The sequence below is a fragment of the Streptomyces europaeiscabiei genome (assembly GCF_036346855.1).
GTDB classification, from domain to species: Bacteria; Actinomycetota; Actinomycetes; order Streptomycetales; family Streptomycetaceae; genus Streptomyces; species Streptomyces europaeiscabiei.
The window spans coordinates 6435894-6462387 of sequence record NZ_CP107841.1; the positions used below are offsets into that span (position 1 = coordinate 6435894).

The following is a 26494-nucleotide window of genomic DNA, read 5'->3' on the forward strand; positions in this document are numbered from 1 at the left end:
TGGGTGGGGGCATGAGCGATAGGTGCCCGAACACGAGTAAGTGAAAGACGAACAGGACTGGTGACTCCGTACGGATGTGCGGAGCGCCAGTGGGAGCGGGACCGGCCGTCGGCGAAGAGGAGCGGGACGTGAGCGAGAGCAGCGCGGAGGCCCTGGAGGCCGTCGCGAGCGCGGCCGCCGCCACGGCCGCGTCCGGCGACGGGATCTGGCGCAGAGCCGGTGTCGCGGGGGCGGCGATAGGCGTGGTCGCGGCGGGCGCGGCGGCCGGCGTCGCCATAGAGCGGCTCACCGTCGGACGCGGCATGCGCAGGAAGGCCCAGCTCGCGCTCGACTCCACCGGCCCGTACGGGGCACTGCGCGGCACCCCCGGCAAGGCGTACGCCGACGACGGTACCGAGCTGTACTACGAGGTCGACGACGTTGAGCCGGAGGCCGGGCTCTCGCCCCGTAGACGCCGGCTCTTCGGCCGCAAGGCGCCCGCCCCGGTCACCGTCGTCTTCAGCCACGGCTACTGCCTCAACCAGGACTCCTGGCACTTCCAGCGGGCCGCGCTGCGCGGTGTCGTACGGACCGTGCACTGGGACCAGCGCAGCCACGGCCGGTCCGGCCGTGGCGCGGGCCAGGTGCAGGACGGGCTGCCGGTCACCATCGACCAGCTCGGGCGCGACCTGAGGGCCGTCATCGACGCGGCGGTGCCCGAGGGGCCCATCGTGCTCGTCGGGCACTCCATGGGCGGCATGACCGTCATGGCGCTGGCCGCGCACGACCCGGAACTGATCCGCGAGCGGGTCGTCGCCGTCGCGCTGGTCGGTACGTCGTCGGGGCGGCTCGGCGAGGTCAACTTCGGGCTGCCGGTCGCCGGCGTCAACGCGGTGCGGCGGGTGCTGCCGGGTGTGCTGAAGGCGCTGGGGCAGCAGGCCGCGCTGGTGGAGCGGGGGCGGCGGGCGACCGCCGATCTGTTCGCCGGGATCATCAAGCGTTACTCGTTCGCGTCGCGGGACGTCGACCCGGCGGTCGCGCGGTTCGCCGAGCGGATGATCGAGGGCACGCCGATCGACGTCGTCGCCGAGTTCTATCCGGCGTTCACCGAGCACGACAAGACCGAGGCACTGCCGACCTTCGCCGAGCTGCCGGTGCTCGTGCTGGCCGGGGTCAAGGACCTCGTCACGCCGAGCGAGCACAGTGAGGCCATCGCCGATCTGCTGCCGGACGCGGAGCTGGTGCTCGTACCGGACGCGGGGCATCTGGTGATGCTGGAGCACCCCGAGGTCGTGACCGACCGGCTCGCCGACCTCCTCACCCGCGCGGGGGCCGTTCCGGCGGGGGCTACCGTAAGTGGCTATGGAAGCGCCAGCAGCACCGCACGTCCCGGGTGAGTCCGGGCCGTCTCTGCGGATCACCGTAAATTCCCCCGACCAGATGCTGGAGCTGGGCCGTCGCCTGGCCAAGCTCCTGCGCGCGGGCGATCTCGTGATGCTCAACGGGGAGTTGGGCGCCGGGAAGACCACCCTGACCCGGGGGCTCGGGGAGGGACTGGGGGTGCGGGGTGCGGTCACCTCGCCGACCTTCGTCATCGCCCGGGTGCATCCCTCGCTGGTGGAGGGGCCGCCGCTCGTCCATGTCGACGCGTACCGCCTGGGCGGCGGGCTGGACGAGATGGAGGATCTCGATCTCGACGTCTCGCTGCCGGATTCGGTGATCGTCGTGGAGTGGGGCGAGGGGAAGGTCGAGGAGCTCACGGACGACCGGCTGAACGTGGTCATCCACCGGGCCGTCGGCGACACCACGGACGAGGTGCGACATGTGACGGTCACCGGGCTGGGGGAACGGTGGGCATCCGTGGAGCTGGGTGTGCTGTCCGCGTGACGCCGGGTCGTCTGCGGCTCGTCTGTTCCGACAAGGCGTCGGCAAGATGTTGCGTCGGCCGTCCTCGGCGTGGTCACATGGTAACCAGTCCTTGGTTAGGTCTACCTAACTTGGTTCGCCGGTGGCACCAGGAGGCGTCCATGTCGACAGCGGAGCGTAAGCCGACCGGGGCGGGCGGGGTGTCGATGCGGGACCTTCTGGCGGCGTGTGCGGCGGCGAAGGTGATCTCCACGCCGCCGGCTCCGCCAGCGGCTCCGCCGGTGAAGGTGGAGGGGCGGCGGACTGTGGTTGAACGGTGCCCCAGGGCTGCGTAGCGCCGCGGGAGGGGTGTCTCGGGTCGTGTCGCGGCTGGCGGGTGGGTGGGGGCTGGTCGCGCAGTTCCCCGCGCCCCTGAAGGGCCGGGGTTTCCTGCCCGGCGACCAGAAATGACCCTCTGTTCGACCCGACCGCGCTCTGCCCTGCGGGCGGACATGGCGGCCTCTGCTCGATCAGGGCCGCCCTCGCGGCGCTGGCCGCCGAACGGCTCGCGGCGGGCGGGGAACTGGAGCCGCCCTCTGCTCGATCACGGCCACCCTCTGCCCTGCGGCCGGAAATGGCCCTCTGCTCGATCACGGCCACCCTCTGCCCTGCAGGCGGGCGGATATGGCGCCCTCTGCTTGATCAGGACCGCGCTCTGCAGGCGGCCGGACATGGCGCCCTCTGCTCGACCACGACCAACCTCTGCCCTGCGGCCGGAAATGGCCCTCTGCTCGATCACGGCCACCCGCTGCCCTGCGGCTGAAAATGGCGGCGCCTTCTACTCGACCACGATCACCTTCGTGCCGATGCCGGCGAACTCCCACATCGCCTTGCCGTCCTTGCGGGCCTCTCGGATGCCGCCCGTCTTGGTGGTGGGGTCGGGCTCGGGGGTGGAGCCGTCCACCGCCGCGCTGAAGCCGATGGAGACGCCGTCGACCGTGGCGAAGCGGACGACGTTCTCGATGGGGGTGCCGTCGGAGCCGGTGACGGCGGCGGAGCGGGACGTGACCGTGTAGGTGGCGGGGGTGGGGTCGACCGTGCTGGGGGTGACCTCGAAGGTGCGGGTGACCTTCTCGTTCGCGCCGACCAGCCAGACGCGGTCGTCGTCGAGGGAGTAGACGACACGTTCGCCGGAGCCCGAGTCGTCGGGGAGGACCTCGTCGGTGTCCTTCTCCCGGTCGGCGGGGGCCTTGGACTTCGGGAGCGCCGAGGACTTGGAGGGTGACGGTTTCCCGAGGTCGTCGGGCGCGTGCGCCGACGCCTGATAGGTGAGGAAACCGACTGCGGCGATGGCCGCCGCGGTGAGCCCGGCCACGAATACCGAGCTGCTACTGGCCACCTTCTGAGTCCACCTCTCGTACCCACGTACGCCCTTGAAGTACGTCTGTGCTGTGACGGTAGCAGCAGAGGGGACGTGTACCAGGTCGGCCGTGGCCCGGCCCGAAGCGCCGTAGGCTGTTTGTGTGCTCTTGCTCGCTCTGGATACCGCCACCCCCGCCGTCACCGTCGCGCTGCACGACGGGACGGACGTCGTCGCCGCGTCGAGTCAGGTGGACGCGCGTCGCCACGGGGAACTGCTGCTGCCCGCCGTCGACCGGGTCCTCGCCGAGGCGGGCACCCGCCTCGACGCCGTCACCGGCATCGTCGTGGGCATCGGCCCCGGCCCGTACACCGGGCTGCGCGTCGGCCTCATGACCGCCGACACCTTCGGCCTCGCCCTCGGGGTCCCCGTCCACGGCGTATGCACCCTCGACGGGCTCGCGTACGCGGCCGGGGCCGAGAAATCGGTCGAGGGACCGTTCGTGGTGGCGACCGACGCCCGGCGCAAGGAGGTGTACTGGGCGCGGTACGAGGACGCCCGGACGAGAGTCACCGAGCCGGCCGTCGACCGGCCCGCCGAGATCGCCGAAGCGGTGGCCGGACTGCCGGCCGTGGGGGCCGGGGCGGTCCTCTATCCCGGCACCTTCCCGGACGCCCGCGCGCCCGAGCACGTCTCCGCGGCCGCCCTCGCGGCGCTGGCCGCCGAACGGCTCGCGGCGGGCGGGGAACTGGAGCCGCCCAGGCCGCTGTATCTGCGCCGGCCCGACGCCCAGGTGCCCAAGAACTACAAGGTGGTCACCCCCAAGTGACGACCCCGGTGCTGCGCGAGATGCGCTGGTGGGACATCGAGCCCGTCCTGGAGCTGGAGAAGGACCTCTTCCCCGAGGACGCCTGGTCCCGTGGCATGTTCTGGTCGGACCTCGCGCACGCGCGCGGGCCCCAGGCGACCCGGCGGTACTACGTGGCCGAGGACGCCGCAGGCGACGGTGACAGCGGCGGCAGGCGGATCGTCGGCTACGGGGGCCTCGCCTCCGCGGGCGACGTCGCCGACGTCCAGACCATCGCCGTCGCCCGGGAACATTGGGGCACCGGCCTCGGCGCGCTGATCCTCACCGAGCTGCTGCGGACCGCCACCACTTTCGAGTGCGCCCAGGTGATGCTCGAATGCCGGGTCGACAACGTCCGTGCCCAGAAGCTCTACGAACGCTTCGGCTTCGAGGCGATCGGCTTCCGCCGCGGCTACTACCAGCCGGGGAACGTGGACGCCCTCGTCATGCGCCTCAACGACCCTTCCGCATCCGTACAAGGAACCGAGATCAATGGCTAGGTCAATGGCTGACGAACCGCTGGTCCTGGGGATCGAGACCTCCTGCGACGAGACCGGTGTCGGCGTCGTGCGCGGCACCACACTGCTGGCCGACGCGATCGCGTCGAGCGTCGACGAGCACGCCCGCTTCGGCGGCGTGGTGCCCGAGGTCGCCTCCCGCGCGCACCTGGAGGCGATGGTCCCGACGATCGAACGCGCGTTGAAGGAAGCGGGGGTGAGCGCGAAGGACCTCGACGGCATCGCCGTCACCGCCGGGCCGGGGCTCGCGGGTGCGCTGCTGGTGGGTGTCTCGGCCGCCAAGGCGTACGCGTACGCGCTCGGCAAGCCGCTGTACGGCGTCAACCACCTCGCCTCCCACATCTGCGTCGACCAGTTGGAGCACGGGGCGCTGCCCGAGCCGACGATGGCGCTGCTGGTGTCGGGCGGGCACTCGTCGTTGCTGCTGTCCACGGACATCACGTCGGACGTACGGCCGATGGGCGCGACGATCGACGATGCGGCGGGCGAGGCCTTCGACAAGATCGCGCGGGTGCTGAACCTCGGGTTCCCGGGCGGGCCGGTCATCGACCGGTACGCGAAGGAGGGTGACCCGACCGCGATCGCGTTCCCGCGGGGGCTCACCGGGCCCCGCGACCCCGCCTACGACTTCTCCTTCTCCGGTCTGAAGACCGCCGTGGCCCGCTGGATCGAGGCCAGGCGGGCGGCGGGCGAGGACGTTCCGGTGCGGGATGTGGCGGCTTCCTTCCAGGAGGCCGTGGTGGATGTGCTGACGCGCAAGGCCGTGCGGGCCTGCCGTGATCAGGGGGTGGATCATCTGATGATCGGTGGCGGCGTCGCGGCCAACTCCCGGCTGCGGGTGCTCGCCCAGGAGCGGTGCGAGGCCGCCGGGATCAGACTCCGGGTGCCCCGGCCCAAGTTGTGCACGGACAACGGGGCGATGGTGGCCGCGCTGGGCGCCGAGATGGTGGCGCGGGGGCGCGCCGCTTCGGACTGGGACCTGTCCGCGGACTCGTCGTTGCCGGTGACGGATCCGCATGTGCCGGGGCGCGCCGCTGGCCACGGCCACGGCCACGGGCATACGCACGATCACGATCATGTGCACGAGGTCGCGAAGGACAACCTGTACTCGTGACGACCGTCGCGTTGATGTGGGAGGCGCGGGCGGTGGCCGGGCGGGGGGAGGAACTCCTCGCCTGGGCGCGGGCCCAGGAGCTTCCCGTACGGCCGCTGCGGCGCGAGACGCTCAGGGCGCCGCAGGACCGGGTGCTGGTCATCACGTGGTGGGATGCGGAGTACGACGCCGATCTACCCGAACTGCCGGAGCCCGGCGCGGAGTTGGTCAGTCGGACGGTGCACCGGTGGAGGTTCGAGTCACTGGGTGGGTGAGGCGTCGGTGCTGACTTTCGCCGACGCGGTCCAGGGCGAGGAAGAAGACGGCGAGGCAGAGCAGCGGGACGCCCCCGAGCAGCAGGAGCGTGTGTGCCGGCCGGTCGGTGAAGAGCAACCCGGTGGTGAGGGCGAACATGGCGGCCGCGACGACCAGGCTCGCGATGCCCGCCCGCCGCGCTGCCATGCGCCGTCGCGTTCCCCGGGCGATGCGCTCCTCCACCTCCGGTCGCGTCTCCAGGGACGTGAGCCCGAGCCGCAGGGCTGTGGCGCACAGGTCGGCGACCTCGGCGATCGGGTCGGTCAACTGGTACTCGTCGAGGTGCGGGAGGCGGATCCGGCGACCCTCGGTGGAGTAGAGATACCCCGACCAGCGAGGGGCGCTCCCCTTGTTGTCCTCGACCCGGATGCCGTAGATGTCGGACCAGGCCCAACTACGGGTGCGTATCACCCCGCGTACGGTGACCCCGTCGGCCGTGACGGACGTACGCGCCCGCCACTGCTCCAGCACTGCCCGGCAGGCGACGGCCAGCCACGCCACCACGGCCAGCACGTCCCAGCCCGACGGCCCGAGCGTCGCCATCGCGTGCAGCGCGCCGGCGGAGACCAGCCCCGCCGCGACCAGCGTGGTGAGGAACGCGGGCGGAATTCCCCGCCGTCTGCGGTAATCCCGCTCGATGCCGTTGCTCATGGGGCCGTTATAACCCGTCTCAGTGAGCGTGAGGTAAGGATGCTGCGGCGCGTATCGAGGGGGAGTACGTGGCTGTTCGGTGGAGCAGCCGCCACCCCCGCCACCATCCACAGCCGCGACTCCGAGGGCATCACCCCGTCCCCGCCTCGGCCCCTCCGCCTGGGCCGCGTTCGTCGCGCACGCGGCGGCCCAGGCGGAGGGACGAACGGCCGTCAGCTCTCCACGGCCCGGACCTCCGTATCGCAGTGCAACCGGCGGTCCGGGCCCACCTCGCGCACAGGGCCCGTCAGGGTCAGCCGCACCCGGTGGCGTACGTCCACGCTCGACGCGGCCAACCGCAGTTCCAGGTCGCCCGGTTCGACCACGCGCCGCCCCGAACGGTCCGTGAAGGACGACACGTCCGCGTGGAAGCGGAAGGTCACCCGCCGCGCCTCACCCGGCTCCAGCTCCACGCGCCGGTAGGCGATCAGGCGTACGTCCGGGCGGGTCACCGAGGCCACCGGGTCGTGCAGGTAGAGCTGGACGACCTCCGCACCCGCCCGCTCTCCCGTGTTGCGGACGGTCAGCGAGACGTCGTACGTGCCGTCTCCGTCCGTCGAGAGCTCAGCGCCCTCGCCCCCGTCCTCGAAGTCCGTCCACGCGAACGTGGTGTACGAGCCGCCGTGCCCGAAGGGATACAGCGGGGTGGGGTCGATGTTGCTCGCGCCGCCCAGGAGGCCCAATGGCGGCTGGAGGTACGTCCACGGCTGGCCACCGGGCCGGTGCGGGACGCTCACCGGGAGGCGGCCGGACGGGGAGACGCGGCCCGACAGCACTCCCGCCACCGCCGGGCCGCCCTCCTCCCCGGGGAAGAACGCCTGGACCACGCCCGCCAGTCGCCCGTGCCAGCGGCCCAGCGCGTACGGACGCCCGGTGAGCAGGAGCGCCACCACCGGCGTACCCGTGGCGATCAACGCGTCCAGCAGCTCCGCCTGGACCCCGGGCAGGCGCAGATCCTCCGCGTCGCAGCCCTCACCCGAGGTGCCACGGCCGAACAGGCCCGCCCGGTCGCCGAGCACCGCCACGCAGACGTCGGCCTCGGAGGCCCGCGCGACCGCCTCCGGGAACCCTCCTGTGTCCGCACCGTCCACGTCACTGCCCGCCGCGTACGTGATCTTCGCGTCGGGGAGTTCGGTGCGCAGGGACTGGAGGACGGTCGGGATCTCGATGCCCAGCGGCGTGCCGGGGTGGGCCGGCAGGACGTGGGAGGGGAAGGAGTAGCAGCCGAGCATGGCGAGCGGGTCGTCGGCGCGTGGGCCCACCAGCGCGATCCTGATGTCCGGGGCCAACGGCAGTACGTCGTCGGGGTTGTCCAGCAGGACGACCGACTCCTCGGCCAGGCGGCGGGCCAGGGCGCGGTTCGCCGTCGAGTCCAGGGAGATGCGCTCGACATCCGGTTCCGGGGCCCAGTCCTCGTCGAGCATGCCCAGCTCGCACTTCTGGAGCAGGACCCGGCGGGCCGCCCGGTCCACCAGGGACTCCGGGCTCTCACCCGCCCGCACCGCCTCCACGAGGGGCTTGCCGTAGCAGCGCAGGGTCGGCAGTTCCACGTCGAGGCCCGCCGCCAGCGCCGCGTGCGCGGCCTCCGCGCGGCTTCCCGCCACGCGGTGGTTCGTCTCCAGGAAGCCGATGCCGAAGTAGTCGGAGACGACCGTGCCGGTGAAGCCCCAGTCGTCGCGCAGGAGTTCGGTCAACAGGTGGGGGTCCGCCGAGACCGGGACGCCGTCCGTCTCCGTGTACGCCGCCATCACCGAGCGCGCGCCGCCCTCGCGCACCGCCATCTCGAACGGGGGCAGGGTCACGTCCGCGAACTCCCGTACACCGGCCCGTACGGGCGCGTGGTTGCGAGCGCCGACGGACGCGGCGTACCCCGCGAAGTGCTTCAGCGTGGCGACGATCCCGGCCGACTCCAGGCCACGGACGTACGCCGTGCCGACCGTGGACACGAGGTACGGGTCCTCGCCGATCGTCTCCTCGACCCGCCCCCAGCGCGGGTCGCGGACCACGTCCAGAACGGGGGACAGTCCCTGGTGGATGCCGACGGAGGCCAGGTCGTCGCCGATCCGCCGGGCCATCTCCTCCACGAGCGCGGGGTCGAAGGTCGCGCCCCAGGCCAGGGGGACCGGGTAGGCGGTCGCGCGCCAGGCGGTGAAGCCGGCGAGGCACTCCTCGTGGGCGACGGCGGGGATGCCGAAACGGTTCGCGGCCATGATGCGGCGCTGGGCGCGGGCCAGTGCACGCGCGCCCAGCGCCGGGTCCACGGGGGCCGTGCCGAAGACACGGGTGAGCTGGCCGAGGCCCCGGGTGATCAGCTCGTCGAAGTCGAACGACTCCGTCATGCCCTGCTCGTCGGGGGCGATGTCCTCGCCGTTCGAGTCGCTCTTCACCCACACGCCGTAGAGCTGGGCGGTCTTCTCCTCCAGGGTCATCCGGGAGAGAAGGTCGTCGACCCGGGCCGCTGCGGGCAGGGCGGGGTCACGCCAAAGGGCCGTGGTCATGAAACTCCTGTCATGGGTTGGTGAGTTTCAGTGGCAACGATGCGATGGGGGTGTCACTTGCCTCCCACCCCCATCAACCCGCCCACCAGCGCCCGTCGCGCCACCAGGTACACGGCGAAGATCGGGATGCCGGAGAGGACGACCGAGGCGAGCACGGCGGGGATGTTGATGCCGAACTGGCTGACGTAGTTGAAGAGTCCGAGGGTGAGAACGCGCGGCTCGTCGGACTGGGTGAAGATCAGCGGGAAGAGGAACCCGTTCCAGGCCTGGAGCGCCGAGAAGATGACGACCGTGCTGATGCCGCCCTTGGCCAGCGGGATCGTCAGCTGGAAGAGCATCCGGAGCGGGGACGCGCCGTCCAGGGCCATCGCCTCGTACAGGTCTTCGGAGACGTCCCGGAGTGTGCCCACCAGGACCAGGACCGAGACCGGCATCGCGAAGGCGGCCGTCGGGAGGATGACGGCCAGGAGGGTGTCGTAGAGGTCGAGTTTCGCGATCAGCAAATACAACGGGACGACCACCGCCTGTGCCGGGATCGCCACGCCCAGGAGGAACAGGCGGAAGGCCGCGTTCGACCAGCGGTCGCGGGTACGGACGGTGACGTACGCCAGAGGGATGGACAAGGACAGGACGATGCCCACGACCGACACCGCGACGATCGCCGTGTTGCTCAGCAGATGGCCGAAGCCGGTGGTGAGGACGGTGTTGTAGTTGTCGAGGGTCGGGTCCGTGGGGGGCTTGAGGGGGTTGCCCGTCAGAGCCTTGTCGGCGCCCGTGAGGGAGGCCGACAGCATCGCGTAGATGGGGATCAGGACGATGGCCAGCCAGATGAACGCGCCCAGGCCCGCCACCGGGTTGGCGCGCCTGGTCCAGTGGCGTCGGCGGCGAGAGGCGGTCACGCGCTCGCGCGAGGGCTCGTCGGTCTTCGTGGGGCGCGCCAACGTGTCGTGTGACATTCCGGCCCGTCACATCCCTTCGCGGGTGCTGCGCATGGCGCCGAATCCCGTCAGCCGGACCAGGACCAGCGAGAGGCCGGTCGCGGCGATGACCAGGAAGGACGCGATGGCGCTCGCGTAGCCGAAGTCGTAGGTCTTGAAGCCCGCCTCGTACATCAGGTAGGGCAGGATCGCGGTGTCCGTGCCGGGGCCGCCCTTGGTGAGGATCAGGACCGTCTCGAAGTACGTCAGTGAGCCGACGACCATCAGGACCGTGGACGTGGTGATCGTGTGGCGCAGCTGCGGGAGCGTGATCGAGAAGAACTGGCGGTAGCGGCCGGCACCGTCGATGGCGGCGGCCTGGTAGAGGACGTCGGGGATCTGGCGGGCCCCGCCCTGGTAGATCAGGGTGTGGAAGGGGATGAACTGCCAGCCGCCGACGAAGACGATCGCGAGGAACGCGCCGCTCTGCGAGCCCAGGGTGTCCTTCTGGATGATGCCGAAGTTCGGGTCGAGGAGGGCGTAGAAGAGGATCGCGATGGCGGTGGAGGAGAGCAGGAACGGGACGAAGAAGACCGCGGAGAGGATCGCGCGGTTGCGCTGCCGGCCCGCCGCCCAGACGCCGAGCAGGAGGGCGATGACCGTCTGGAACACCCAGCTGGCGACCGTCAGGACGACGGTCAGCCACAGGGACTGCGTCATCCGGGGGTCGTCGAGGAGCTTGCGCCAGTTGTCGAGGCCCACCGGCCGCGGGTCGCCGAGGCCGTCCCAGCTGGTGAAGGAGAGATAGAGGGCCAGGGCCATCGGGACGACCGCGAAGAAGGTGAAGAAGAGGACGCCGGGGAGGGCCCAGGCGGCGTGCGGGCGGCCGGTGCGGCTCGCGTGGTGCGCCTGCCCCTTCCGCGCCGTCGGGGTCTTCTCGACCGTGACGGTCATTTCAGGCCCTTGCACGCCGTCACGAACTCGCTCGGCGTGGACTTGCCCGCGAACAGCTTGCCTATCTCCGTGTGCATCTTGGTGCCGAGGCCGTCGCCGAGCGCCTGGTCCCAGGAGAGCGTGAACGCGGGGGCCTTCTGCACCATGTCGTACTGGAACTTCGCGTACTCGGGGTTGGGCGCGGAGGTGAGGAGGCCGGCGGCGTTCGAGGTGGTCGGGACGTCGCCGTTGTCGATCAGGGCCTGCGCGTACGCCTGGGAGGCGCAGTCCTTCAGGAAGCCGACCGCCAGGTCCTTGTTCTTCGTACGGGCGTTGACGGACCAGTAGTTGGTGGGGTTGCCGACGACGTTGCGGACATCGCCCGTGCCGCCCTCGACGGTCGGGAAGGGGGCCCAGCCCAGGTTCGCCTTGGCGAAGTCCGGGAACTTGCCGAGCTGAGTGGAGTACTCCCAGGAGCCCATCAGGTGCATGGCGGCCTTGCCGCGCGCGAAGACCGCGGGGGCGCCGCCGTTGACGTACGACACCGAGGTGAACTTGGAGCCGAAGGCGTCGTCGTCGACGAGTTCCTTGACCAGTTCGGCGGCCTTGAGGATCGTGGGGTCGCCCCAGCCCTCGGCGTCGCCGTCCTGGATGCGCTTGAAGACCTCGGGGCCGCCGATACGGTCGACCAGGTACTCCAGCCACATCAGCTCGGGCCAGACGTCGGATCCGCCCAGGGCGAAGGGGGTGATCTTCGCCTTCTTGAGCTTGGCGTTGTTGTCGAGCAACTGGTCCCAGGTGGTGGGGGGCTGGAGCTTGTGCTCGGCGAAGACGGCCTTGTTGTAGAAGAGGATCACCGGTTGCATGCCGCGCATCGGAATGCCGTAGTGGCGGCCCTTGAGATCGCCTGCGGCCAGGACCGACGGCAGGAAGCCGTCCTTGAGGACCGGGTCGCCCTCGATGACGTCGGTGAGGTCGGTGAGCTTGCCCGCCTCCTCGTACGGCTTGATCGAGCCGCCGCCCCAGTTGAAGAACACGTCCGGGGCGCTGGGGGAGCCCATGGCCGTGCGGAGCTTGGGGGAGTAGTCGGAGCCGGGGACCTTCTGCAGCTTGATGGTGCCGCCGGCCTTCTTCGCCGCCGCCGACTTGTTGAACCGGTCGACGCCCGCCTGTTGGACCTTCACCGCGTCGTCGCCGTACACGAACGCGGTGAGCGTCTTGCCGTCCCCGGCGCCGCCCCCGCCGCCGGAGCCGCAGGCGGTGAGGCCGGTGCCGAGTCCCGCGGTGAGCAACGAGGCTGAACCGGCGCCGAGGAACCAGCGCCTGCTGAACGGCCGGCCGCCCGCGCTGTTGCCGGTGACCTGGCCTCTACTCTGCTCCATGACAGCACCCTTCACGAATGTTCGGACGCGCGAATGTTTCGGATGGCACTTCGAATGTTCCGGGAACGTATGACTGTCGAAAGGGTTCGTCAAGAGGTCGCGCAGGGATACGATCCCGCTCATGAAGCCCGCGAAGCCCGAGGAAACCCAGACAAGAGCGCGTGCGTCGCGGTCCACGCAGACCGCGACGCTCGCCGAGATCGCCCGCCAGGCCGGCGTTTCGGCTCCGACTGTTTCGAAGGTGCTCAACGGCCGCGCGGATGTCGCGCCCGCGACCCGTACCCGCGTCGAGGACCTGCTGCGCGCGTACGGCTACCGCCGCCGACGCGCCGAGGCGAGCCGGTCCCCCCTCATTGACCTGGTCTTCCACGAACTGGAGAGCGCCTGGGCGATGGAGGTCATCCGGGGGGTCGAGAACATCGCGCGGGAGGAGGGCCTGAGCGTCGTCCTCTCCGAGAGCGCGGGCCGGCTCACCCCCGGCCGCACCTGGGCCGACCAGGTCGCCGCGCGCCGCCCGCACGGGGTCGTCCTCGTGCTGTCCGGGCTCGACGAGTCCCAGCGCGCGCTGCTGACCAGCAGGTCCATCCCGTTCGTGGTGATGGACCCGGCCGGTGACCCCGGTGACGACGTGCCCTCGATCGGCGCCACCAACTGGCAGGGCGGCCTGGCCGCCACCCGCCATCTGGTCGAACTCGGCCACCGGCGTATCGGTGCCATCAGCGGCCCCTCGCGGATGATGTGCAGCCGCGCCCGGGTCGACGGCTACCGGGCCGCCCTGGAGACCGCCGGGCTGCCGGTCGACCCGGGCCTGCTCAAGGCCGGCGACTTCCATCACGAGACCGGCTACCGGCTGGGCCTGGAACTGCTGCGTCGCCCCGACCGCCCGACGGCAGTCTTCGCCGGCAACGACCTCCAGGCGCTCGGCCTCTACGAGGCCGCCCGGGAACTGGGCCTGCGCATCCCGGAGGACCTGAGCGTGGTCGGCTTCGACGACCTGCCGGTGGCCCGCTGGGTGGGGCCGCCGCTGACGACCGTACGGCAGCCGCTGATGGAGATGGCCGAGGCGGCGGCCCGGCTCGTCCTCGACCTCGGCCGCCAGGACGGCTCCTCGGCGGCGACCCGGGTGGAACTGGCGACGAGCCTGGTGGTGCGGAGCAGTACGGGGGTGCCGCCGAGCGGCACTGACACCGACCGGGTCCTGAGGCCGACCGAGTCCTGACGTCATTGGTCGTCTGGCGCCGGCGGTGCCCCGAGGTCAGCCGTGTGCGGACGCCTGCCGAGTCCTGAGGCCGACCGGGTCCTGAGGCGGGCCGTGCTCTGACGTCAGTGGTCGTCTGACGGCGGCGGTGCCCCGAGGTCAGCCGTGTGCGGACGCCTGCCGAGTCCTGAGGCAGGCCGTGCTCTGACGTCAGTGGTCGTCTGGCGCCGGCGGTGCCCCGAAGTCAGCCGTGTGCGGACGCCCGCCGAGTCCTGAGGCCGACCGGGTCCTGAGGCCGACCGGGTCCTGAGGCAGGCCGTGCTCTGAGGCCGGCCGTGTGCTGACGCCGACCGTGCCCTGACGCCAACTGCCCCCGAAGTCAGCCCTGCCCGGAAGGGGTGCGGGGAACTGCGCGATCGGCCACGGCGGAGCGGCGGTCGGGCTGCGGACCGGACTCGGCGACCGGCCACGGCGGAGCGGCGGTCGGCTGTGGATCGGACCCGGCGGACGGGTGTCCGACGCGGTCAAGCGCCGCCGGTGACCCGTGTGGCCGAAAGTTGATGTATTGACGGGGTGAGACAACCCGCTCCACACTCCTCCGCAGTCAATCGGTTGCACAACCGAAACTTTCGGAGGCACCCGCAATGAGAACCTCCAGAACCCCCTTGCGTTCCCGTCTCGCTTCCCTGTTCACCGGCGTGGCCGCCCTCGCAGCCCTGCTCGTCGCGGCCCCCGCCGCCCACGCCGCCGACCCGCCCCTGCGTGACCTCGCCGCCGCCAAGGGCAAGGGCATCGGCACCGCGGTGACCGGCTCCAAGCTCACCGGCACCTACGGTGAGATCGCGGGCCGGGAGTTCAACTGGCTCACCCCCGGCAACGCCATGAAGTGGGGCTCCGTCGAGCCCACCCGGGGCAATTTCAACTGGACCGAGGCCGACAGAATCGTCGACTTCGCCGAGGCCCACGACCAGGACGTACGCGGCCACACCCTGGTCTGGCACAGCCAGAACCCGAGCTGGCTCGACAACGGCACCTGGACGCCCGCGCAGCTCAGCCAGCTGATGAACGACCACATCGCGCTCGAAGTCGGCCGCTACAAGGGCCGGTTGGCCGCCTGGGACGTGGTGAACGAACCCTTCAACGAGGACGGCACCTACCGCCAGACCCTCTGGTACAACGGCCTCGGCACCGACTACATCGCCCAGGCGCTCACCGCCGCCCGCGCCGCCGACCCGGCCGCCAAGCTCTACATCAACGACTACAACGTCGAGGGCGTCAACGCCAAGAGCACGGCCCTCTACAACCTGGTCAGGGACCTGAAGGCGCGAGGCGTCCCGATCGACGGGGTCGGCCTCCAGGCCCATCTGATCCTCGGCCAGGTGCCGTCGACCCTGCAGCAGAACATCCAGCGCTTCGCCGACCTGGGCGTGGACGTCGCCATCACGGAACTCGACATCCGGATGCAACTTCCGGCCACCGAGGCCAAGCTGGCCCAGCAGCGCACCGAGTACGACGCCGTGGTGAAGGCCTGCGTGGCCGTGACCCGCTGCACCGCCGTCACCGTCTGGGGATTCACCGACTCCGACTCCTGGATCCCGGACACCTTCCCGGGACAGGGCGCGGCGACCCCGTACGACGAGAACTACGCGCCGAAACCCGCGTACCACGGCATCGTGACGGCGCTCGGCGGCACGGTGACCGAGCCACCGGTCCCGGCCGGCTGCTCGGCCGCGTACAGCGTCGCCAACCAGTGGAACACCGGCTTCACCGGCAATGTGACGATCCGCTGCGCCGCCGGGTCCTCGCTCTCCTCCTGGAGGGTCACCTGGACGTTCGGGGCCGGTCAGCAGGTCGGCCAGGCCTGGAACGCGACATGCACCCAGACCGGCGCGACCGTCAGCTGTGCCAACGCCTCCTGGAACGGCGGCGTGTCGAGTGGCGGTTCGGTGAGCTTCGGCTTCAACGGCACCTGGAGCGGCAGCAACCCGGTGCCGACCGTGACGTTGGGCTGAGAAGTCTGAGAATTTCCGAAGGAAAGGCGGCAGGTAGTTTCTCGCCGTAACAATTCGGACGTACGTTCATGTGTGTGACGGGTGAAGGGAACGAGTGCGGGAACGACAACGGGGGCGCGGGCAGACGGCGACGCCGGCTGAAGACGGCCGGGTTCACGCTCGCCTGCGTCCTCGTACTCGGTGTGAGCGGGGCGGGCTGGGCGTTCTGGCGGCTGAACAGCAACATCAAGAGCGTCGACATCAACAGCGCGCTCGGCGACAACCGCCCCGCGAAGATCCAGTCGGCGGCGTCACCCGAGGCGTCGGCCACCGCCGAGGCCCTGCCGAGCGGCGCGCTGAACATCCTCGTCCTCGGCTCCGACTCCCGCAGCGGCAAGGAGAACGCCGAACTGGGCGGAGGCGACGAGGATTCGGGCGCCCGCTCCGACACCGCGATGGTCGTCCACATCGACGAGGGCCGCACCGAGGCGACGGTCGTCAGCATTCCCCGCGACACCCTGGTCACCCGCCCGTCCTGCCCCCTGGAGTCGGGCGGTTCGACGGCGGTGGCGTACAACGTGATGTTCAACAGCGCGTACGCGGTCGGCGGACCGATCTGCGCGGTCAAGACCGTCGAGTCGATGACGAACGTCCGTATGGACCACTACGTCGAGATCGACTTCGCCGGCTTCGCGAAGCTCGTCGACGCGCTCGGCGGTGTCACGGTCACGACGGACGAGGACATCGACGACGAGGACAGTCACCTGAAGCTGCAGGCCGGCACGCACCATCTGGACGGCGAGCAGGCCCTCGCCCTGGCCCGCACGCGTCACGGCATCGGCGACGGCAGCGACCTCGGCCGCATCGGCCTCCAGCAGAAGCTGGTGAAGGCCCTGCTGGACCAGATCTCCTCGACCGACCTCCTCGCCGAGCCCACCCGGCTCTACGAGGTCGCCGACGCGATCACCGGCAGCCTGACGACGGACACCGGCCTGGACTCACTGACCGAACTGATCAGGCTGGGCGAGAGCCTGAAGGGCCTGTCCTCGGACACCACGAGGACCGTGATGATGCCGGTGGTCACGGCCCCCTACGACAGCAACCGGGTGGTGGCGGACGAGTCTGAGGCTAGCGAGCTGTGGGAGTCGCTGAAGTAGCGGCGGAAAATACTCCCGAGGAATCCGGCGGCCGTGTCGATCCGGGGTGCGGCCGTTCGACGCATGGGTGAGAGTCGGGGAGAAGCCCCGGCCGCCGATGCACTTTGGAGTGACCATGCCGCGCTATCTCTCGATGATCCAGATCGACGAGAAGACCGCCCCCGCCGAGGGCCCGAGCCCCGAGCTGATGCAGCGGATGGGGGATCTGCTGGAGGAGATCACCAAGGCGGGGGTCATGCTGGACACCGCCGGGCTGACGCCGACCGCGCAGGGGAAGAGGGTGCGCTGGGAGAGCGGACAACTGTCGGTCACCGACGGGCCGTTCACCGAGACCAAGGAGGTCGTCGGCGGCTATGCGCTGATGCAGTGCAAGGACATGGCCGAGGCCGTCGAGTGGGCCAAGCGGTTCCTGAAGGTGCACGAGGACTTCTGGACGGTCACCTGCGAGGTGCGGGAGATCCAGGAGGGCTGAGCCTGCTTGGCGTGGCTGCCCGCCGGGTGTCTGATGGTGGGCTGTGACCCCACAGCCCACCCCCGTCGGCCGCACCCCCGTCGGCCCCGCCCCCGACCCCGGCACGGCCATCGAAACCGTCTTCCGCATGGAGTCGCCCCGGCTCATCGCCGCCGTCGCGCGCATCGTGCGGGACGTCGGGATCGCGGAGGAACTGGCTCAGGACGCGCTGGTCGCGGCACTGGAGCAGTGGCCGAGGGACGGGGTGCCGGACAACCCGGGGGCCTGGCTGACGGCCACGGCCAAGCACCGGGCGATCGACCTCGTGCGCCGCCGGGAGCGGTACGCGCGCAAGCTCGCCGAGGTGGGCCGGGACCTGGAGGCGGCCGGGCCGTATCTCGACCGGCCGTCCGACCCGGACGACATCGACGACGACCTGCTCCGCCTCGTCTTCACGGCCTGCCACCCCGTGCTCTCCGCCGAGGCCCGCATCGCCCTCACCCTCCGCCTCCTCGGCGGCCTGACCACGCCCGAGATCGCCCGCGCCTTCCTGGCCCCCGAGGCGACGATCGCCCAGCGCGTCGTCCGCGCCAAGCGCACGCTGGCGACGAAGAACGTCGCTTTCGAGGTGCCGTACGGCCCCGACCGCGAGGCCCGCCTCGACTCCGTGCTCGAGGTCATCTACCTGATCTTCAACGAGGGGTACGCGGCCACCGCCGGCGACGACCTGCTGCGTCCCGCCCTGTGCGAGGACGCCCTCCGGCTGGCGCGCGTACTGGCCCAGTTGATGCCCGAGGAACCCGAAGTGCACGGCCTGGTGGCCCTGCTGGAGCTCCAGGAGTCACGGGCCGCCACCCGTACGGGCCCGACCGGCGAACCGGTCCTGCTGAAGGACCAGGACCGCCGCCGCTGGAACCGCCTCCTGGTCGCCCGGGGCTTCACCGCTCTCGGCCGCGCCACCGCCTGCGCGACGGGCGCCCCCGGCCCGTACGCCCTCCAGGCCGCCATCGCCGCGTGCCACGCCCAGGCGCGCACCTATGCGGAGACGGACTGGCTGAAGATCGCCACCCTGTACGCCCTGCTGGCCGTCCGTACCCCGTCCCCCGTGGTGGAGCTGAACCGCGCGGTCGCCGTCTCCATGGCCGAGGGCCCCGGCCCCGCCCTGGAGATCGTGGACGGCCTCGCCGCCGAGCCCGCCCTGCGCGACTACCACTTGCTGCCCAGCGTGCGGGGGGACCTGTTGCGGCGGTTGGGCCGTACGGAGGAGGCCCGCGCCGAGTTCGTACGGGCGGCAGGGCTGGCGCGCAACGAGCGGGAGCGGGCCTTGCTGCTGGCGCGGGCGGAGGAAGGGGCGTGAGAGGGCGTAACGGGGCCTGAGGGGACTGCGGGTCAGGCGGGGTGCCCGATCAGCATCGCCGGCGCTCCCGCGACCCGGGTCAGGAAGACCGTCGCCGAGTTGCGGCCCTGGGGCTTGACCTTCTTGCGCAGTTCCTCCGGCTCGACGGCCGACCCCCGCTTCTTCACGGTCAGGACGCCGACCTCGCGCTCTCGCAGCAGGGCCTTCAACTTCTTGACACCGAAGGGGAGTTGGTCGGTGATCTCGTAGGCGGTGGCGTACGGCGTGACGTGGTGTTCGTCGGCGGTGATGTAGGCGATCGTGGGGTCGATCAGCCCGCCCTCCAGGTCCTCGGCGACCTCGGCGACCAGGTGGGCGCGGATGACGGCGCCGTCGGGCTCGTACAGGTACCGGCCGACCGGGCGGACCGGGGGATCGGGCAGCATGGTGTCGGGGGAGGCGCCGATGCCGGCCTCCGAGGGCAGCAGCATCGCGCGCCGCGCCCCTGGCGTCCCGTCCCCGCGGAACCACAGCACGGCCTCCTTCACATCGCCGCCGTCCGAGATCCACTCGGCCTCGGCCTCCGGGGGGATCGCCTCGTGCGGGATGCCGGGCGCGATCTTCAGCACGCCGAGCGGGGCCTTGAGCGCGGCCGACACGGCCCAGGACAGGGGAGGGGAGTAGGCCTCCGGGTCGAAGATCCGGCCGCGCCCGGAGGACCGCCGGGCCGGGTCGACGAACACGGCGTCGTACCCGGCCGTGTCCACCTCCGTCACATCCGCCTCGCGCACCTCGATCAGATCGGCGAGGCCGAGCGCGTCGGCGTTGGCGCGGGCCACCGCCGCCGTCAGCGGGTCGTGGTCGACGGCCAGCACGCGGATCCCGGCGCGCGCCATCGCGATCGCGTCCCCGCCGATCCCGCAGCACAGGTCGGCGACCGACCGCACGCCCATCGCCCGGAAGCACTCGGCCCGGTACGTCGCCACGGTCGTCCTGGTCGACTGTTCGACCCCGTTCGGTGTGAAGAACATTCGTCCCGCGTCCGTCGCGCCGAACTTCGCCGCCGCGCGCTGCCGCAGACGTGCCTGGGCGAGGGCCGCCGACACCAGTGGCGCCGGGTGGTCGCGGCGCAGCCGGGTCGCCACGGCCAGCTCCCGCGCCGGATCGGTGTCGCGCACCTCGTCGAGGAGGGCGCGGCCCTCGGGGGTGAGGAGGGGGGCGAGGAAGGTGGCGGGGTCCTGGGCGTTCACCGGGCCATTGTCGGTCAGGGGGAGGGGGCGTGGGGCGGGGAGGGGGCGCGGGGTGAGCGGGAGGGACGAGGGAGCGAGGCGGTGGTGTGGGCCAGTCGGTGGATGGTCAGGGGCCGGTGGCGGTGTCGGGGTGGTGCGGAGGGGCCGTCCTGTGAGGATGAGGCGCCATGCGACTCGTACGACAAAATGATGGAAAGAGTGCGAAGCGGGCGAGTTTCTGGAGGGGGAGCGGCGGTGTCCGGGGCTGTGTCGCCCTGCTCGCCGCCGCGGTCATCGTGTCCGGGTGTGCTGCCGGAGGCGGGGGCGGTGGTGGTGCCCCCGAGGAGGCGCCGGGGCAGGGCGCTGCCGAGCGGCGGGAGGCCGCTGAGCCGGCCCACGGCCAGGACCGCGGGCAGCGGCCCTTCGACGCGCCCGGCGCCCGTGCCCTCGACGCGTACGCCGGGAAGTTGCGCCGGGCGCACACCGCACGGGTCGCCGCCGCGAAGCGCTGGGGGCTGGCCGAGGTGCCGCTGCTCGCGCCCGCGCCTCCGGCGGAGAAGCCGACGCTCAGGACGCGTGGGGGATTCGAGGTCGACGGCCACGAGGAGGACGGGCTCCCGCCGGTCTTCACGACCGTCCCCACCCGCCACAAGGTCCTCTTCCTCACCATCGACGACGGCGCCGAGAAGGACCCCGTGTTCCTGCGGATGATGAGCGAGCTGAACATCCCGTACACCGCCTTCCTCAGCGACTACCTGGTCAAGGAGGACTACGGCTACTTCGAGCGGATGCGGGACCGTGGCGTCGCCCTCCACAACCACACCCTCAACCACCGTCACCTGCCCGCCCTCTCCTACGCCGCCCAGAAGCGCGAGATCTGCGGCATGCAGGACGTGATCGAGAAGCGGTACGGGAAGCGGCCCACACTCTTCCGGCCGCCGTACGGGAGTTACAACCGGGACACCCTCCGCGCCGCCATGGTCTGCGGCGTCAAGGCCGTCCCCCTGTGGAACGAGGAGGTCTTCGTCGACCGCTGGGACTACCGCGAAGCGGACCGCGAACTCCGCCCAGGCGACATCGTCCTCAGCCACTTCCGGGGCAGGTCCGACTGGAGCGGCACCATGCCCGACATGGTCCGCCGCTTCCTGAACCTGGCCACCGCCGAGGGCTACGCGGTGGCGAGGCTGGAGGACTACCTGTGAGGGGCGGCGGGGGGCGTCGGGCGAGCCGGGCGAGGGAAGGGCGTCGGGCGAGGGGAGGGGGCGAGGCATCGGGGGGACATCCGGCGCGAGGAAGGCGTGCGGCGCGGGAGGAACGCCGGGCGGGCGGAGGGTGTGGGACCCGGCGAGAGCGGGTGGTGCGCCGGGGGGCGCGTGTGGTGACAGCTCGTACGCCGGTCGCCCGCGCCCTGGCCGCCCTCTGCGCTCTCACGGCCCTCGCCGTACTGCTTCTCGCCGGGTGCGCAGGCGATCCCGGCGGCCGCTCGGCCCGAGCGGAGGGGCCCGGGGCCGAAGCGGCGGAGAAGGACCTGCGGCCGGCGCAGGGCCCGAGGCCGCCATCGGCTCCGGCCACCCGGACACCGACCCCGGCGCTCCCGCCGTCGGCCCCGACCTCGGCGGCCCCGCCCCCGAGCGGGCAGCCGCCCAAGAACCCCGACCCCTCCGTTCCCGCGGCTCCCCGTCACCCCCACTCACCCCCGTACCGCCGCTGGGGCCTCGTCACCCCCCTCGCCCCCGCGCCCGAGCGCCCCGACCGGCCGTCGGCGTCCCGCGCGGCCGGCCCGGGCCTGCCGCCCGTCGTCGACCGCGTTCCGACCCGGGACAAGGTGGTCTTCCTGACGTACGACGACGGCGCCGAGAAGGACCCGAGGTTCGTCGACATGGTGCGTGAGCTGCGGCTGCCGGTGAGCATGTTCCTGACGGACAGCGTCGTGGGGCCGGGGTACGGCCACTTCGCGCGACTGCGGGCCGTCGGCGCGACCGTGCAGAACCACACGCTCGACCACACCGCCCTGCGCGGCCTGCCGTACGCCGGACAGCGCGCCGAGATCTGCGGCCAGCAGCACAAGCTGAAGCAGCGCTTCGGCGTCAGGCCGACCCTCTTCCGTCCGCCCTACGGCGTCTACGACACCACCACGCTCCGCGCCGCCGCCGACTGCGGCATCTCGGCCGTCGTCCTGTGGCGCGCGTCCATGCAGATCAACGACCTCCGCTACGCCGTCGGCGACCACCTCCACCCGGGCGACATCGTCCTGGCCCAGTTCCGGGGCCCGGACCAGCTGAAGGGCTCCACGCTCACCGAGATGACGACGCGGCTGCTGCGCCGGATCCAGGAGCAGGGCCTGACGGTCGGCCGCCTGGAGGACTACCTCTGAGGGCACCCGCCCCGGACGTGTACGAGGCCCGCCGAACCCCGGACGGACCCTCGCCGTCCACCGCGCGACGACCCGCCGCAACCCACTCGATTAGCAGTCCGCTTGACCGAGTGCTAATCGCGGTCATAGTCTCAGGTCTGGCACTCCCCACTGGAGAGTGCCAACTAGCGACGGGCAGATCCGGCACCCGCGACGACGGATCCACCTGGTCGCCACCTCAGACAGTTAACCCCGTGAGATCTCCGAAGGGGGAGGTCGGATCGTGACGACCACCAGCTCCAAGGTTGCCATCAAGCCGCTCGAGGACCGCATTGTGGTCCAGCCGCTCGACGCCGAGCAGACCACCGCCTCTGGCCTGGTCATCCCGGACACCGCCAAGGAGAAGCCCCAGGAGGGCGTCGTCCTGGCCGTGGGCCCGGGCCGCTTCGAGAACGGCGAGCGCCTGCCGCTCGACGTCAAGACCGGCGACATCGTGCTGTACAGCAAGTACGGCGGCACCGAAGTGAAGTACAACGGCGAGGAGTACCTCGTCCTCTCGGCTCGCGACGTCCTCGCGATCATCGAGAAGTAAGGGGCTCCGGGGGTCACCCCGGAAATCCTGCACCCGCTTCCACCGAAGCACATTGCTTTTGAGCTGCGCCCCGGGCCCCCGCGACCTTATGAAGCCGGGCGTTCGGGGCGCAGTTCGTTTCACCCACGTTTTCCGAGAGGGCTGAACCGCTCCCATGGCGAAGATCCTGAAGTTCGACGAGGACGCCCGTCGCGCCCTCGAGCGCGGCGTCAACAAGCTTGCCGACACGGTCAAGGTGACGATCGGCCCCAAGGGCCGCAACGTCGTCATCGACAAGAAGTTCGGCGCCCCCACCATCACCAACGACGGTGTGACCATCGCCCGTGAGGTCGAGGTCGACGACCCGTACGAGAACCTCGGCGTCCAGCTGGTGAAGGAGGTGGCGACCAAGACCAACGACGTAGCGGGTGACGGTACGACCACCGCCACCGTGCTGGCCCAGGCGCTCGTCCGCGAGGGCCTGCGCAACGTCGCCGCGGGTGCCTCCCCGGCCGCCCTGAAGAAGGGCATCGACGCCGCGGTCAAGGCCGTGTCCGAGGAGCTCCTCGCGACCGCCCGCCCGATCGACGAGAAGTCCGACATCGCCGCCGTCGCCGGTCTGTCCGCCCAGGACACGCAGGTCGGCGAGCTCATCGCCGAGGCGATGGACAAGGTCGGCAAGGACGGTGTCATCACCGTCGAGGAGTCCAACACCTTCGGCCTGGAGCTGGACTTCACCGAGGGCATGGCCTTCGACAAGGGCTACCTGTCGCCCTACTTCGTGACGGACCAGGAGCGTATGGAGGCCGTCCTCGACGACCCGTACATCCTCATCCACCAGGGCAAGATCGGCGCCATCGCCGACCTGCTGCCGCTGCTGGAGAAGGTCATCCAGTCCAACGCCTCGCGTCCGCTGCTGATCATCGCCGAGGACGTCGAGGGCGAGGCCCTGTCGACCCTGGTCGTGAACAAGATCCGCGGCACCTTCAACGCGGTCGCCGTCAAGGCCCCCGGCTTCGGCGACCGTCGCAAGGCGATGCTGCAGGACATGGCGACGCTGACCGGCGCCGAGGTCATCTCCGAGGAGGTCGGCCTCAAGCTCGACCAGGTCGGCCTGGACGTGCTCGGCTCCGCCCGCCGCGTCACCGTCACCAAGGACGACACCACGCTCGTCGACGGTGCCGGCGACTCCGGTGCCGTCCAGGGCCGCGTCGCCCAGATCAAGGCCGAGATCGAGAACACGGACTCCGACTGGGACCGCGAGAAGCTCCAGGAGCGCCTCGCGAAGCTGGCCGGCGGCGTGTGCGTCATCAAGGTCGGCGCCGCCACCGAGGTGGAGCTGAAGGAGAAGAAGCACCGTCTGGAGGACGCCATCTCCGCGACCCGCGCCGCGGTCGAGGAGGGCATCGTCTCCGGTGGTGGCTCCGCGCTCGTCCACGCCGTGAAGGTCCTCGAGGGCAACCTCGGCAAGACCGGCGACGAGGCCACGGGTGTCGCCGTCGTCCGCAAGGCCGCCGTCGAGCCGCTGCGCTGGATCGCGGAGAACGCCGGCCTGGAGGGTTACGTCATCACCTCCAAGGTCGCCGAGCTGGACAAGGGCCAGGGCTTCAACGCCGCGACAGGCGAGTACGGCGACCTGGTCAAGCAGGGCGTCATCGACCCGGTCAAGGTCACCCGCTCCGCCCTGGAGAACGCCGCCTCCATCGCCTCCCTCCTCCTCACGACCGAGACCCTGGTCGTCGAGAAGAAGGAAGAGGAGCCGGCCGACGCGGGCCACGGCGGCCACGGCCACTCCCACTGACGTTACGCACGTCGGCAGGTTTTTCTGAGGCCCAGTCCCCGGTTGCCGGGGCTGGGCCTCTTCCCTTGCAGTGACGTCGTGCGCCTGCGGTGGGAACAGTCACCAGGGCAGACGAACCGTGTGGACTCGCGCCCGCTCCTTGCTCGTCCCCCGTCCGGGCGCGAGGCTCACCATGGCGAGCCTCGGGGGCAGTGCTTCGGCGAATCGCAGCCCTCGTACGGCGTGGATGCCGATCTCGGGGCATGAGCCCCGCCGTGGTCTCCGCGACCGCGGCTCCCCAGGTCAGCGTCGTGACGTCCTCGCGCAACCGGATGAAACCGGTCGTCCGTCCGCCGTGAGGGACCGTCACGGACGCAAGGGAGGCGGTCAGTGGCGTTCGCCCGGTGCCCGGCCCACCTCCGTGGCCGCACGCCGCCGTCGCCGTCACCGCCGCGCGCGACGGCCGTGCCGACCGGGTGCACCACGTCCGGGTGCGCCTCGCGCGCCTCGGTCAGCCTGGCACCGGCGCGCCGGGTCAGGGCCACCGGCGGGTCGTTGCCGAGGAGTACGTCCCGCGCCGCACGGGCCGGCGCGTGCGGCCCGACGCGGTTGGCCCCCATGCGAACGGGTGACGGATCGTCGGTTCGTTCCAGGGTCGTTGCGCGTGAAATCCCGGGTTGCGGACGGTAGTCCCCGGTGAAACCCTGATAACTGTCTGGACTCACCAGAGCTGTCGCTTTCTTTCTCGTCCGCGAGGTGTGGTCGGCGTGCCGACTGTCAGCGGGACAAGTGGAATTCACTTCGATGCGCCGGAAGCGCTACGGCCCGATGCCCAGGAAAAGGCAATCGATTCGGCGGTCGAAGCGTGGAGCGGGGGCGGGCTTGAGGTGGTGGTCGACCGGAGTTCCTTCGCTGACCCGCTGACCGGCTACGGCCAACGTCCTGAACACGCCGCCTCTCTGCAGGAGGTGGGCGGCCGACCGGCCCGTGTCGTGGAGTTCACCGACGAGGACGGATCGCATGTGGCGGGGGTTCACTTTCCTGGACAGGGCGAGGGTGCGACCGGCGTGCGGGACGCGGGCCGGCCGCCCATGACGGTGATCGTGAGATCGAGCCCCGGGGCACCGAGGGAGTCCGCTCTGAGAGTCGTCCACAGCATCCGGTTCACCGGCTGATCCCCTGTACGGAGCTTCACGATTCATCTGTGCTTCCACACCCAACAATTCACCATGCAAGGGAGGATGAGATGGCTTCCGTTCTCGCTTTTCCCAAGATCGCGAATGTGCCGCCCGTCGAAGCAGGGGAGAAGGTTCGCGGAGTGGGGCGGGTGCAAGGGTTTCTCAACCGGTTCGGCTACCTGACCGACGAATACAGTGAGAACAGGGTGGACGATCCGACGTCTCGCGCGCTGGAGAAGTTCCAGGAGTTCAACAGGATTCCCGCGACCGGCGATTTCGACGAGCGGACTCGCGCCGCGATGACCCAGCCTCGCTGCGCCATGCTGGACATGGACGACGGCGTGGCGTTCGCCGCGAGGTGCGCCTGGGGTCACCGCGACCTGACGTTCGCCTTCGACACGGGGACCGACGACGCGGGCCCCGGCCAGGAGTTCGACGCCGTGCGGAGCGCTCTGCAGACGTGGTCCGGCTCGGTTCCGGTGACGTTCGCCGAGGTCACGTCGGCCCAGGATCCCGACATCGTGATCGGGTGGCGGTCCGCCGACGATCCGGACCACAGCATGGTCGGCGGAGTCCTCGCACACGCGGACTTCCCGCCGGGATGCGGGGTCGTCACGAACGGGAGCACACCGAAGCCCGTCCACTTCGACGACACCGAACACACCTGGAGCATCGGGGCCGTGGCGGACTGCTTCGACGTGGAGACGGTCGCCCTGCACGAACTCGGGCACATTCTCGGCCTTGGCCACTCCAGTGTCCTTGGAGCGGTGATGGCGCCGACGGTCGCTGCGAACATGACGAAGCGGGACCTGGTTCAGGACGACATCAATGGAGCCCTGGCCCTGTACGCCGGGTGACAGGGGAGTGAGGTGT

Annotated in this window: 24 protein-coding genes; 17 read left to right on the top strand and 7 right to left on the bottom strand. The window is 71.0% G+C overall.

What is annotated here, in order from left to right:
* Positions 1 to 128 precede the first annotated feature (128 nt).
* Together OG858_RS28255 and tsaE are read left to right on the top strand one after the other, a co-directional pair.
* Entirely contained in the window at positions 129 to 1376 is a 1248-nt protein-coding gene (locus OG858_RS28255; protein ID WP_328544300.1) for an alpha/beta fold hydrolase, read from the top strand.
* Positions 1342 to 1866, top strand: a complete 525-nt coding sequence (gene tsaE / locus OG858_RS28260) for a tRNA (adenosine(37)-N6)-threonylcarbamoyltransferase complex ATPase subunit type 1 TsaE (protein ID WP_086752962.1) — start codon at positions 1342 to 1344, stop codon at positions 1864 to 1866. The genes OG858_RS28255 and tsaE overlap by 35 nt, the downstream gene beginning before the upstream one ends.
* Before the next feature lie 796 nt (positions 1867 to 2662).
* On the opposite strand, the gene OG858_RS28265 is transcribed toward tsaE, so the two are convergent.
* On the bottom strand, positions 2663 to 3223 hold the full coding sequence (locus OG858_RS28265) for a L,D-transpeptidase (RefSeq protein ID WP_179200800.1): 561 nt from the start codon (positions 3221 to 3223) through the stop codon (positions 2663 to 2665).
* Between the two features lie 124 nt (positions 3224 to 3347).
* On the opposite strand from OG858_RS28265, the gene tsaB reads away from it, so the two are divergent.
* The 4 genes from tsaB to OG858_RS28285 are packed head-to-tail and all read left to right on the top strand — an operon-like array spanning position 3348 to position 5917.
* Positions 3348 to 4013 (top strand): tRNA (adenosine(37)-N6)-threonylcarbamoyltransferase complex dimerization subunit type 1 TsaB, encoded by a 666-nt coding sequence (tsaB, locus tag OG858_RS28270; RefSeq protein WP_328544299.1) that lies wholly within the window; start codon positions 3348 to 3350, stop codon positions 4011 to 4013.
* A complete protein-coding gene (rimI, locus tag OG858_RS28275) occupies positions 4010 to 4531 on the top strand; it encodes a ribosomal protein S18-alanine N-acetyltransferase (RefSeq protein WP_086746742.1) in 522 nt (173 codons plus the stop codon). Before tsaB ends, rimI begins: the two co-directional genes overlap by 4 nt.
* Before the next feature lie 4 nt (positions 4532 to 4535).
* On the top strand, positions 4536 to 5663 hold the full coding sequence (gene tsaD, locus OG858_RS28280) for a tRNA (adenosine(37)-N6)-threonylcarbamoyltransferase complex transferase subunit TsaD (protein WP_406198490.1): 1128 nt from the start codon (positions 4536 to 4538) through the stop codon (positions 5661 to 5663).
* A gap of 14 nt (positions 5664 to 5677) precedes the next feature.
* The gene (locus tag OG858_RS28285; RefSeq protein WP_086746745.1) at positions 5678 to 5917 is read left to right on the top strand and encodes a hypothetical protein; all 240 of its coding nucleotides are present in this window, start codon (positions 5678 to 5680) and stop codon (positions 5915 to 5917) included.
* Here the strand turns inward: OG858_RS28285 and OG858_RS28290 are convergent.
* From OG858_RS28290 to OG858_RS28310, 5 genes are all read right to left on the bottom strand, one after another.
* Positions 5871 to 6608: a PH domain-containing protein gene (locus tag OG858_RS28290; protein ID WP_086746741.1), complete on the bottom strand. Its 738-nt coding sequence runs from the start codon at positions 6606 to 6608 to the stop codon at positions 5871 to 5873. The genes OG858_RS28285 and OG858_RS28290 overlap by 47 nt on opposite strands.
* 212 nt (positions 6609 to 6820) lie before the next feature.
* Positions 6821 to 9145, bottom strand: a complete 2325-nt coding sequence (locus tag OG858_RS28295; protein WP_319319444.1) for a beta-xylosidase/alpha-l-arabinosidase — start codon at positions 9143 to 9145, stop codon at positions 6821 to 6823.
* A gap of 53 nt (positions 9146 to 9198) precedes the next feature.
* The gene (locus OG858_RS28300) at positions 9199 to 10101 is read right to left on the bottom strand and encodes a carbohydrate ABC transporter permease (RefSeq protein WP_319066262.1); all 903 of its coding nucleotides are present in this window, start codon (positions 10099 to 10101) and stop codon (positions 9199 to 9201) included.
* A gap of 9 nt (positions 10102 to 10110) precedes the next feature.
* A complete protein-coding gene (locus tag OG858_RS28305; protein ID WP_086750544.1) occupies positions 10111 to 11016 on the bottom strand; it encodes a carbohydrate ABC transporter permease in 906 nt (301 codons plus the stop codon).
* Positions 11013 to 12377, bottom strand: coding sequence for an ABC transporter substrate-binding protein (locus tag OG858_RS28310; RefSeq protein ID WP_328544298.1), 1365 nt, complete (start codon positions 12375 to 12377; stop codon positions 11013 to 11015). Before OG858_RS28310 ends, OG858_RS28305 begins: the two co-directional genes overlap by 4 nt.
* A gap of 121 nt (positions 12378 to 12498) precedes the next feature.
* Between OG858_RS28310 and OG858_RS28315 the strand changes: the two genes are divergently transcribed.
* The 5 genes from OG858_RS28315 to OG858_RS28335 all read left to right on the top strand — a co-directional run bounded on the left by OG858_RS28315 (position 12499) and on the right by OG858_RS28335 (position 18531).
* Positions 12499 to 13596, top strand: a complete 1098-nt coding sequence (locus OG858_RS28315; RefSeq protein ID WP_086750546.1) for a LacI family DNA-binding transcriptional regulator — start codon at positions 12499 to 12501, stop codon at positions 13594 to 13596.
* 623 nt (positions 13597 to 14219) lie between these two features.
* On the top strand, positions 14220 to 15587 hold the full coding sequence (locus tag OG858_RS28320; protein WP_086750547.1) for an endo-1,4-beta-xylanase: 1368 nt from the start codon (positions 14220 to 14222) through the stop codon (positions 15585 to 15587).
* Positions 15588 to 15655: 68 nt separating this feature from the next.
* Entirely contained in the window at positions 15656 to 16723 is a 1068-nt protein-coding gene (locus tag OG858_RS28325) for an LCP family protein (RefSeq protein ID WP_319066259.1), read from the top strand.
* 115 nt (positions 16724 to 16838) lie between these two features.
* Complete coding sequence (locus OG858_RS28330; RefSeq protein WP_086751721.1) at positions 16839 to 17195, top strand: YciI family protein; 357 nt, start codon at positions 16839 to 16841, stop codon at positions 17193 to 17195.
* Between the two features lie 43 nt (positions 17196 to 17238).
* Positions 17239 to 18531 (top strand): RNA polymerase sigma factor, encoded by a 1293-nt coding sequence (locus OG858_RS28335; protein WP_408059433.1) that lies wholly within the window; start codon positions 17239 to 17241, stop codon positions 18529 to 18531.
* Between the two features lie 32 nt (positions 18532 to 18563).
* On the opposite strand, the gene OG858_RS28340 is transcribed toward OG858_RS28335, so the two are convergent.
* Positions 18564 to 19760: a class I SAM-dependent methyltransferase gene (locus OG858_RS28340; protein ID WP_328544297.1), complete on the bottom strand. Its 1197-nt coding sequence runs from the start codon at positions 19758 to 19760 to the stop codon at positions 18564 to 18566.
* A 167-nt stretch (positions 19761 to 19927) separates the two neighbouring features.
* Here OG858_RS28340 and OG858_RS28345 point away from each other — a divergent pair, with 167 nt between their 5' ends.
* The 6 genes from OG858_RS28345 to OG858_RS28370 all read left to right on the top strand — a co-directional run bounded on the left by OG858_RS28345 (position 19928) and on the right by OG858_RS28370 (position 26478).
* Entirely contained in the window at positions 19928 to 20941 is a 1014-nt protein-coding gene (locus OG858_RS28345) for a polysaccharide deacetylase family protein (protein ID WP_327724744.1), read from the top strand.
* Positions 20942 to 21117: 176 nt separating this feature from the next.
* On the top strand, positions 21118 to 22113 hold the full coding sequence (locus tag OG858_RS28350; protein ID WP_319066254.1) for a polysaccharide deacetylase family protein: 996 nt from the start codon (positions 21118 to 21120) through the stop codon (positions 22111 to 22113).
* A gap of 262 nt (positions 22114 to 22375) precedes the next feature.
* Positions 22376 to 22684 (top strand): co-chaperone GroES, encoded by a 309-nt coding sequence (gene groES, locus OG858_RS28355; RefSeq protein ID WP_003998759.1) that lies wholly within the window; start codon positions 22376 to 22378, stop codon positions 22682 to 22684.
* A 154-nt stretch (positions 22685 to 22838) separates the two neighbouring features.
* Complete coding sequence (groL, locus tag OG858_RS28360) at positions 22839 to 24464, top strand: chaperonin GroEL (RefSeq protein WP_037694236.1); 1626 nt, start codon at positions 22839 to 22841, stop codon at positions 24462 to 24464.
* Between the two features lie 746 nt (positions 24465 to 25210).
* Positions 25211 to 25618: a hypothetical protein gene (locus OG858_RS28365; protein ID WP_143677238.1), complete on the top strand. Its 408-nt coding sequence runs from the start codon at positions 25211 to 25213 to the stop codon at positions 25616 to 25618.
* A gap of 71 nt (positions 25619 to 25689) precedes the next feature.
* Positions 25690 to 26478 carry a matrixin family metalloprotease gene (locus tag OG858_RS28370; RefSeq protein ID WP_328544296.1) on the top strand — a complete coding sequence of 263 codons (789 nt, stop codon included), beginning with the start codon at positions 25690 to 25692 and terminating at the stop codon, positions 26476 to 26478.
* Positions 26479 to 26494 lie beyond the last annotated feature (16 nt).

Bases quoted from the DNA above. Each gene is read 5' to 3' on its own strand.
- tsaE (WP_086752962.1), top strand. From the start codon at position 1,342: ATGGAAGCGCCAGCAGCACCGCACGTCCCGGGTGAGTCCGGGCCGTCT.
- tsaD (WP_406198490.1), top strand. From the start codon at position 4,536: ATGGCTGACGAACCGCTGGTCCTGGGGATCGAGACCTCCTGCGACGAG.
- OG858_RS28285 (WP_086746745.1), top strand. From the start codon at position 5,678: ATGTGGGAGGCGCGGGCGGTGGCCGGGCGGGGGGAGGAACTCCTCGCC.
- OG858_RS28290 (WP_086746741.1), bottom strand. From the start codon at position 6,608: ATGAGCAACGGCATCGAGCGGGATTACCGCAGACGGCGGGGAATTCCG.
- OG858_RS28295 (WP_319319444.1), bottom strand. From the start codon at position 9,145: ATGACCACGGCCCTTTGGCGTGACCCCGCCCTGCCCGCAGCGGCCCGG.
- OG858_RS28300 (WP_319066262.1), bottom strand. From the start codon at position 10,101: ATGTCACACGACACGTTGGCGCGCCCCACGAAGACCGACGAGCCCTCG.
- OG858_RS28305 (WP_086750544.1), bottom strand. From the start codon at position 11,016: ATGACCGTCACGGTCGAGAAGACCCCGACGGCGCGGAAGGGGCAGGCG.
- OG858_RS28310 (WP_328544298.1), bottom strand. From the start codon at position 12,377: ATGGAGCAGAGTAGAGGCCAGGTCACCGGCAACAGCGCGGGCGGCCGG.
- OG858_RS28315 (WP_086750546.1), top strand. From the start codon at position 12,499: ATGAAGCCCGCGAAGCCCGAGGAAACCCAGACAAGAGCGCGTGCGTCG.
- OG858_RS28320 (WP_086750547.1), top strand. From the start codon at position 14,220: ATGAGAACCTCCAGAACCCCCTTGCGTTCCCGTCTCGCTTCCCTGTTC.
- OG858_RS28325 (WP_319066259.1), top strand. From the start codon at position 15,656: ATGTGTGTGACGGGTGAAGGGAACGAGTGCGGGAACGACAACGGGGGC.
- OG858_RS28330 (WP_086751721.1), top strand. From the start codon at position 16,839: ATGCCGCGCTATCTCTCGATGATCCAGATCGACGAGAAGACCGCCCCC.
- OG858_RS28345 (WP_327724744.1), top strand. From the start codon at position 19,928: ATGCGACTCGTACGACAAAATGATGGAAAGAGTGCGAAGCGGGCGAGT.
- groL (WP_037694236.1), top strand. From the start codon at position 22,839: ATGGCGAAGATCCTGAAGTTCGACGAGGACGCCCGTCGCGCCCTCGAG.
- OG858_RS28370 (WP_328544296.1), top strand. From the start codon at position 25,690: ATGGCTTCCGTTCTCGCTTTTCCCAAGATCGCGAATGTGCCGCCCGTC.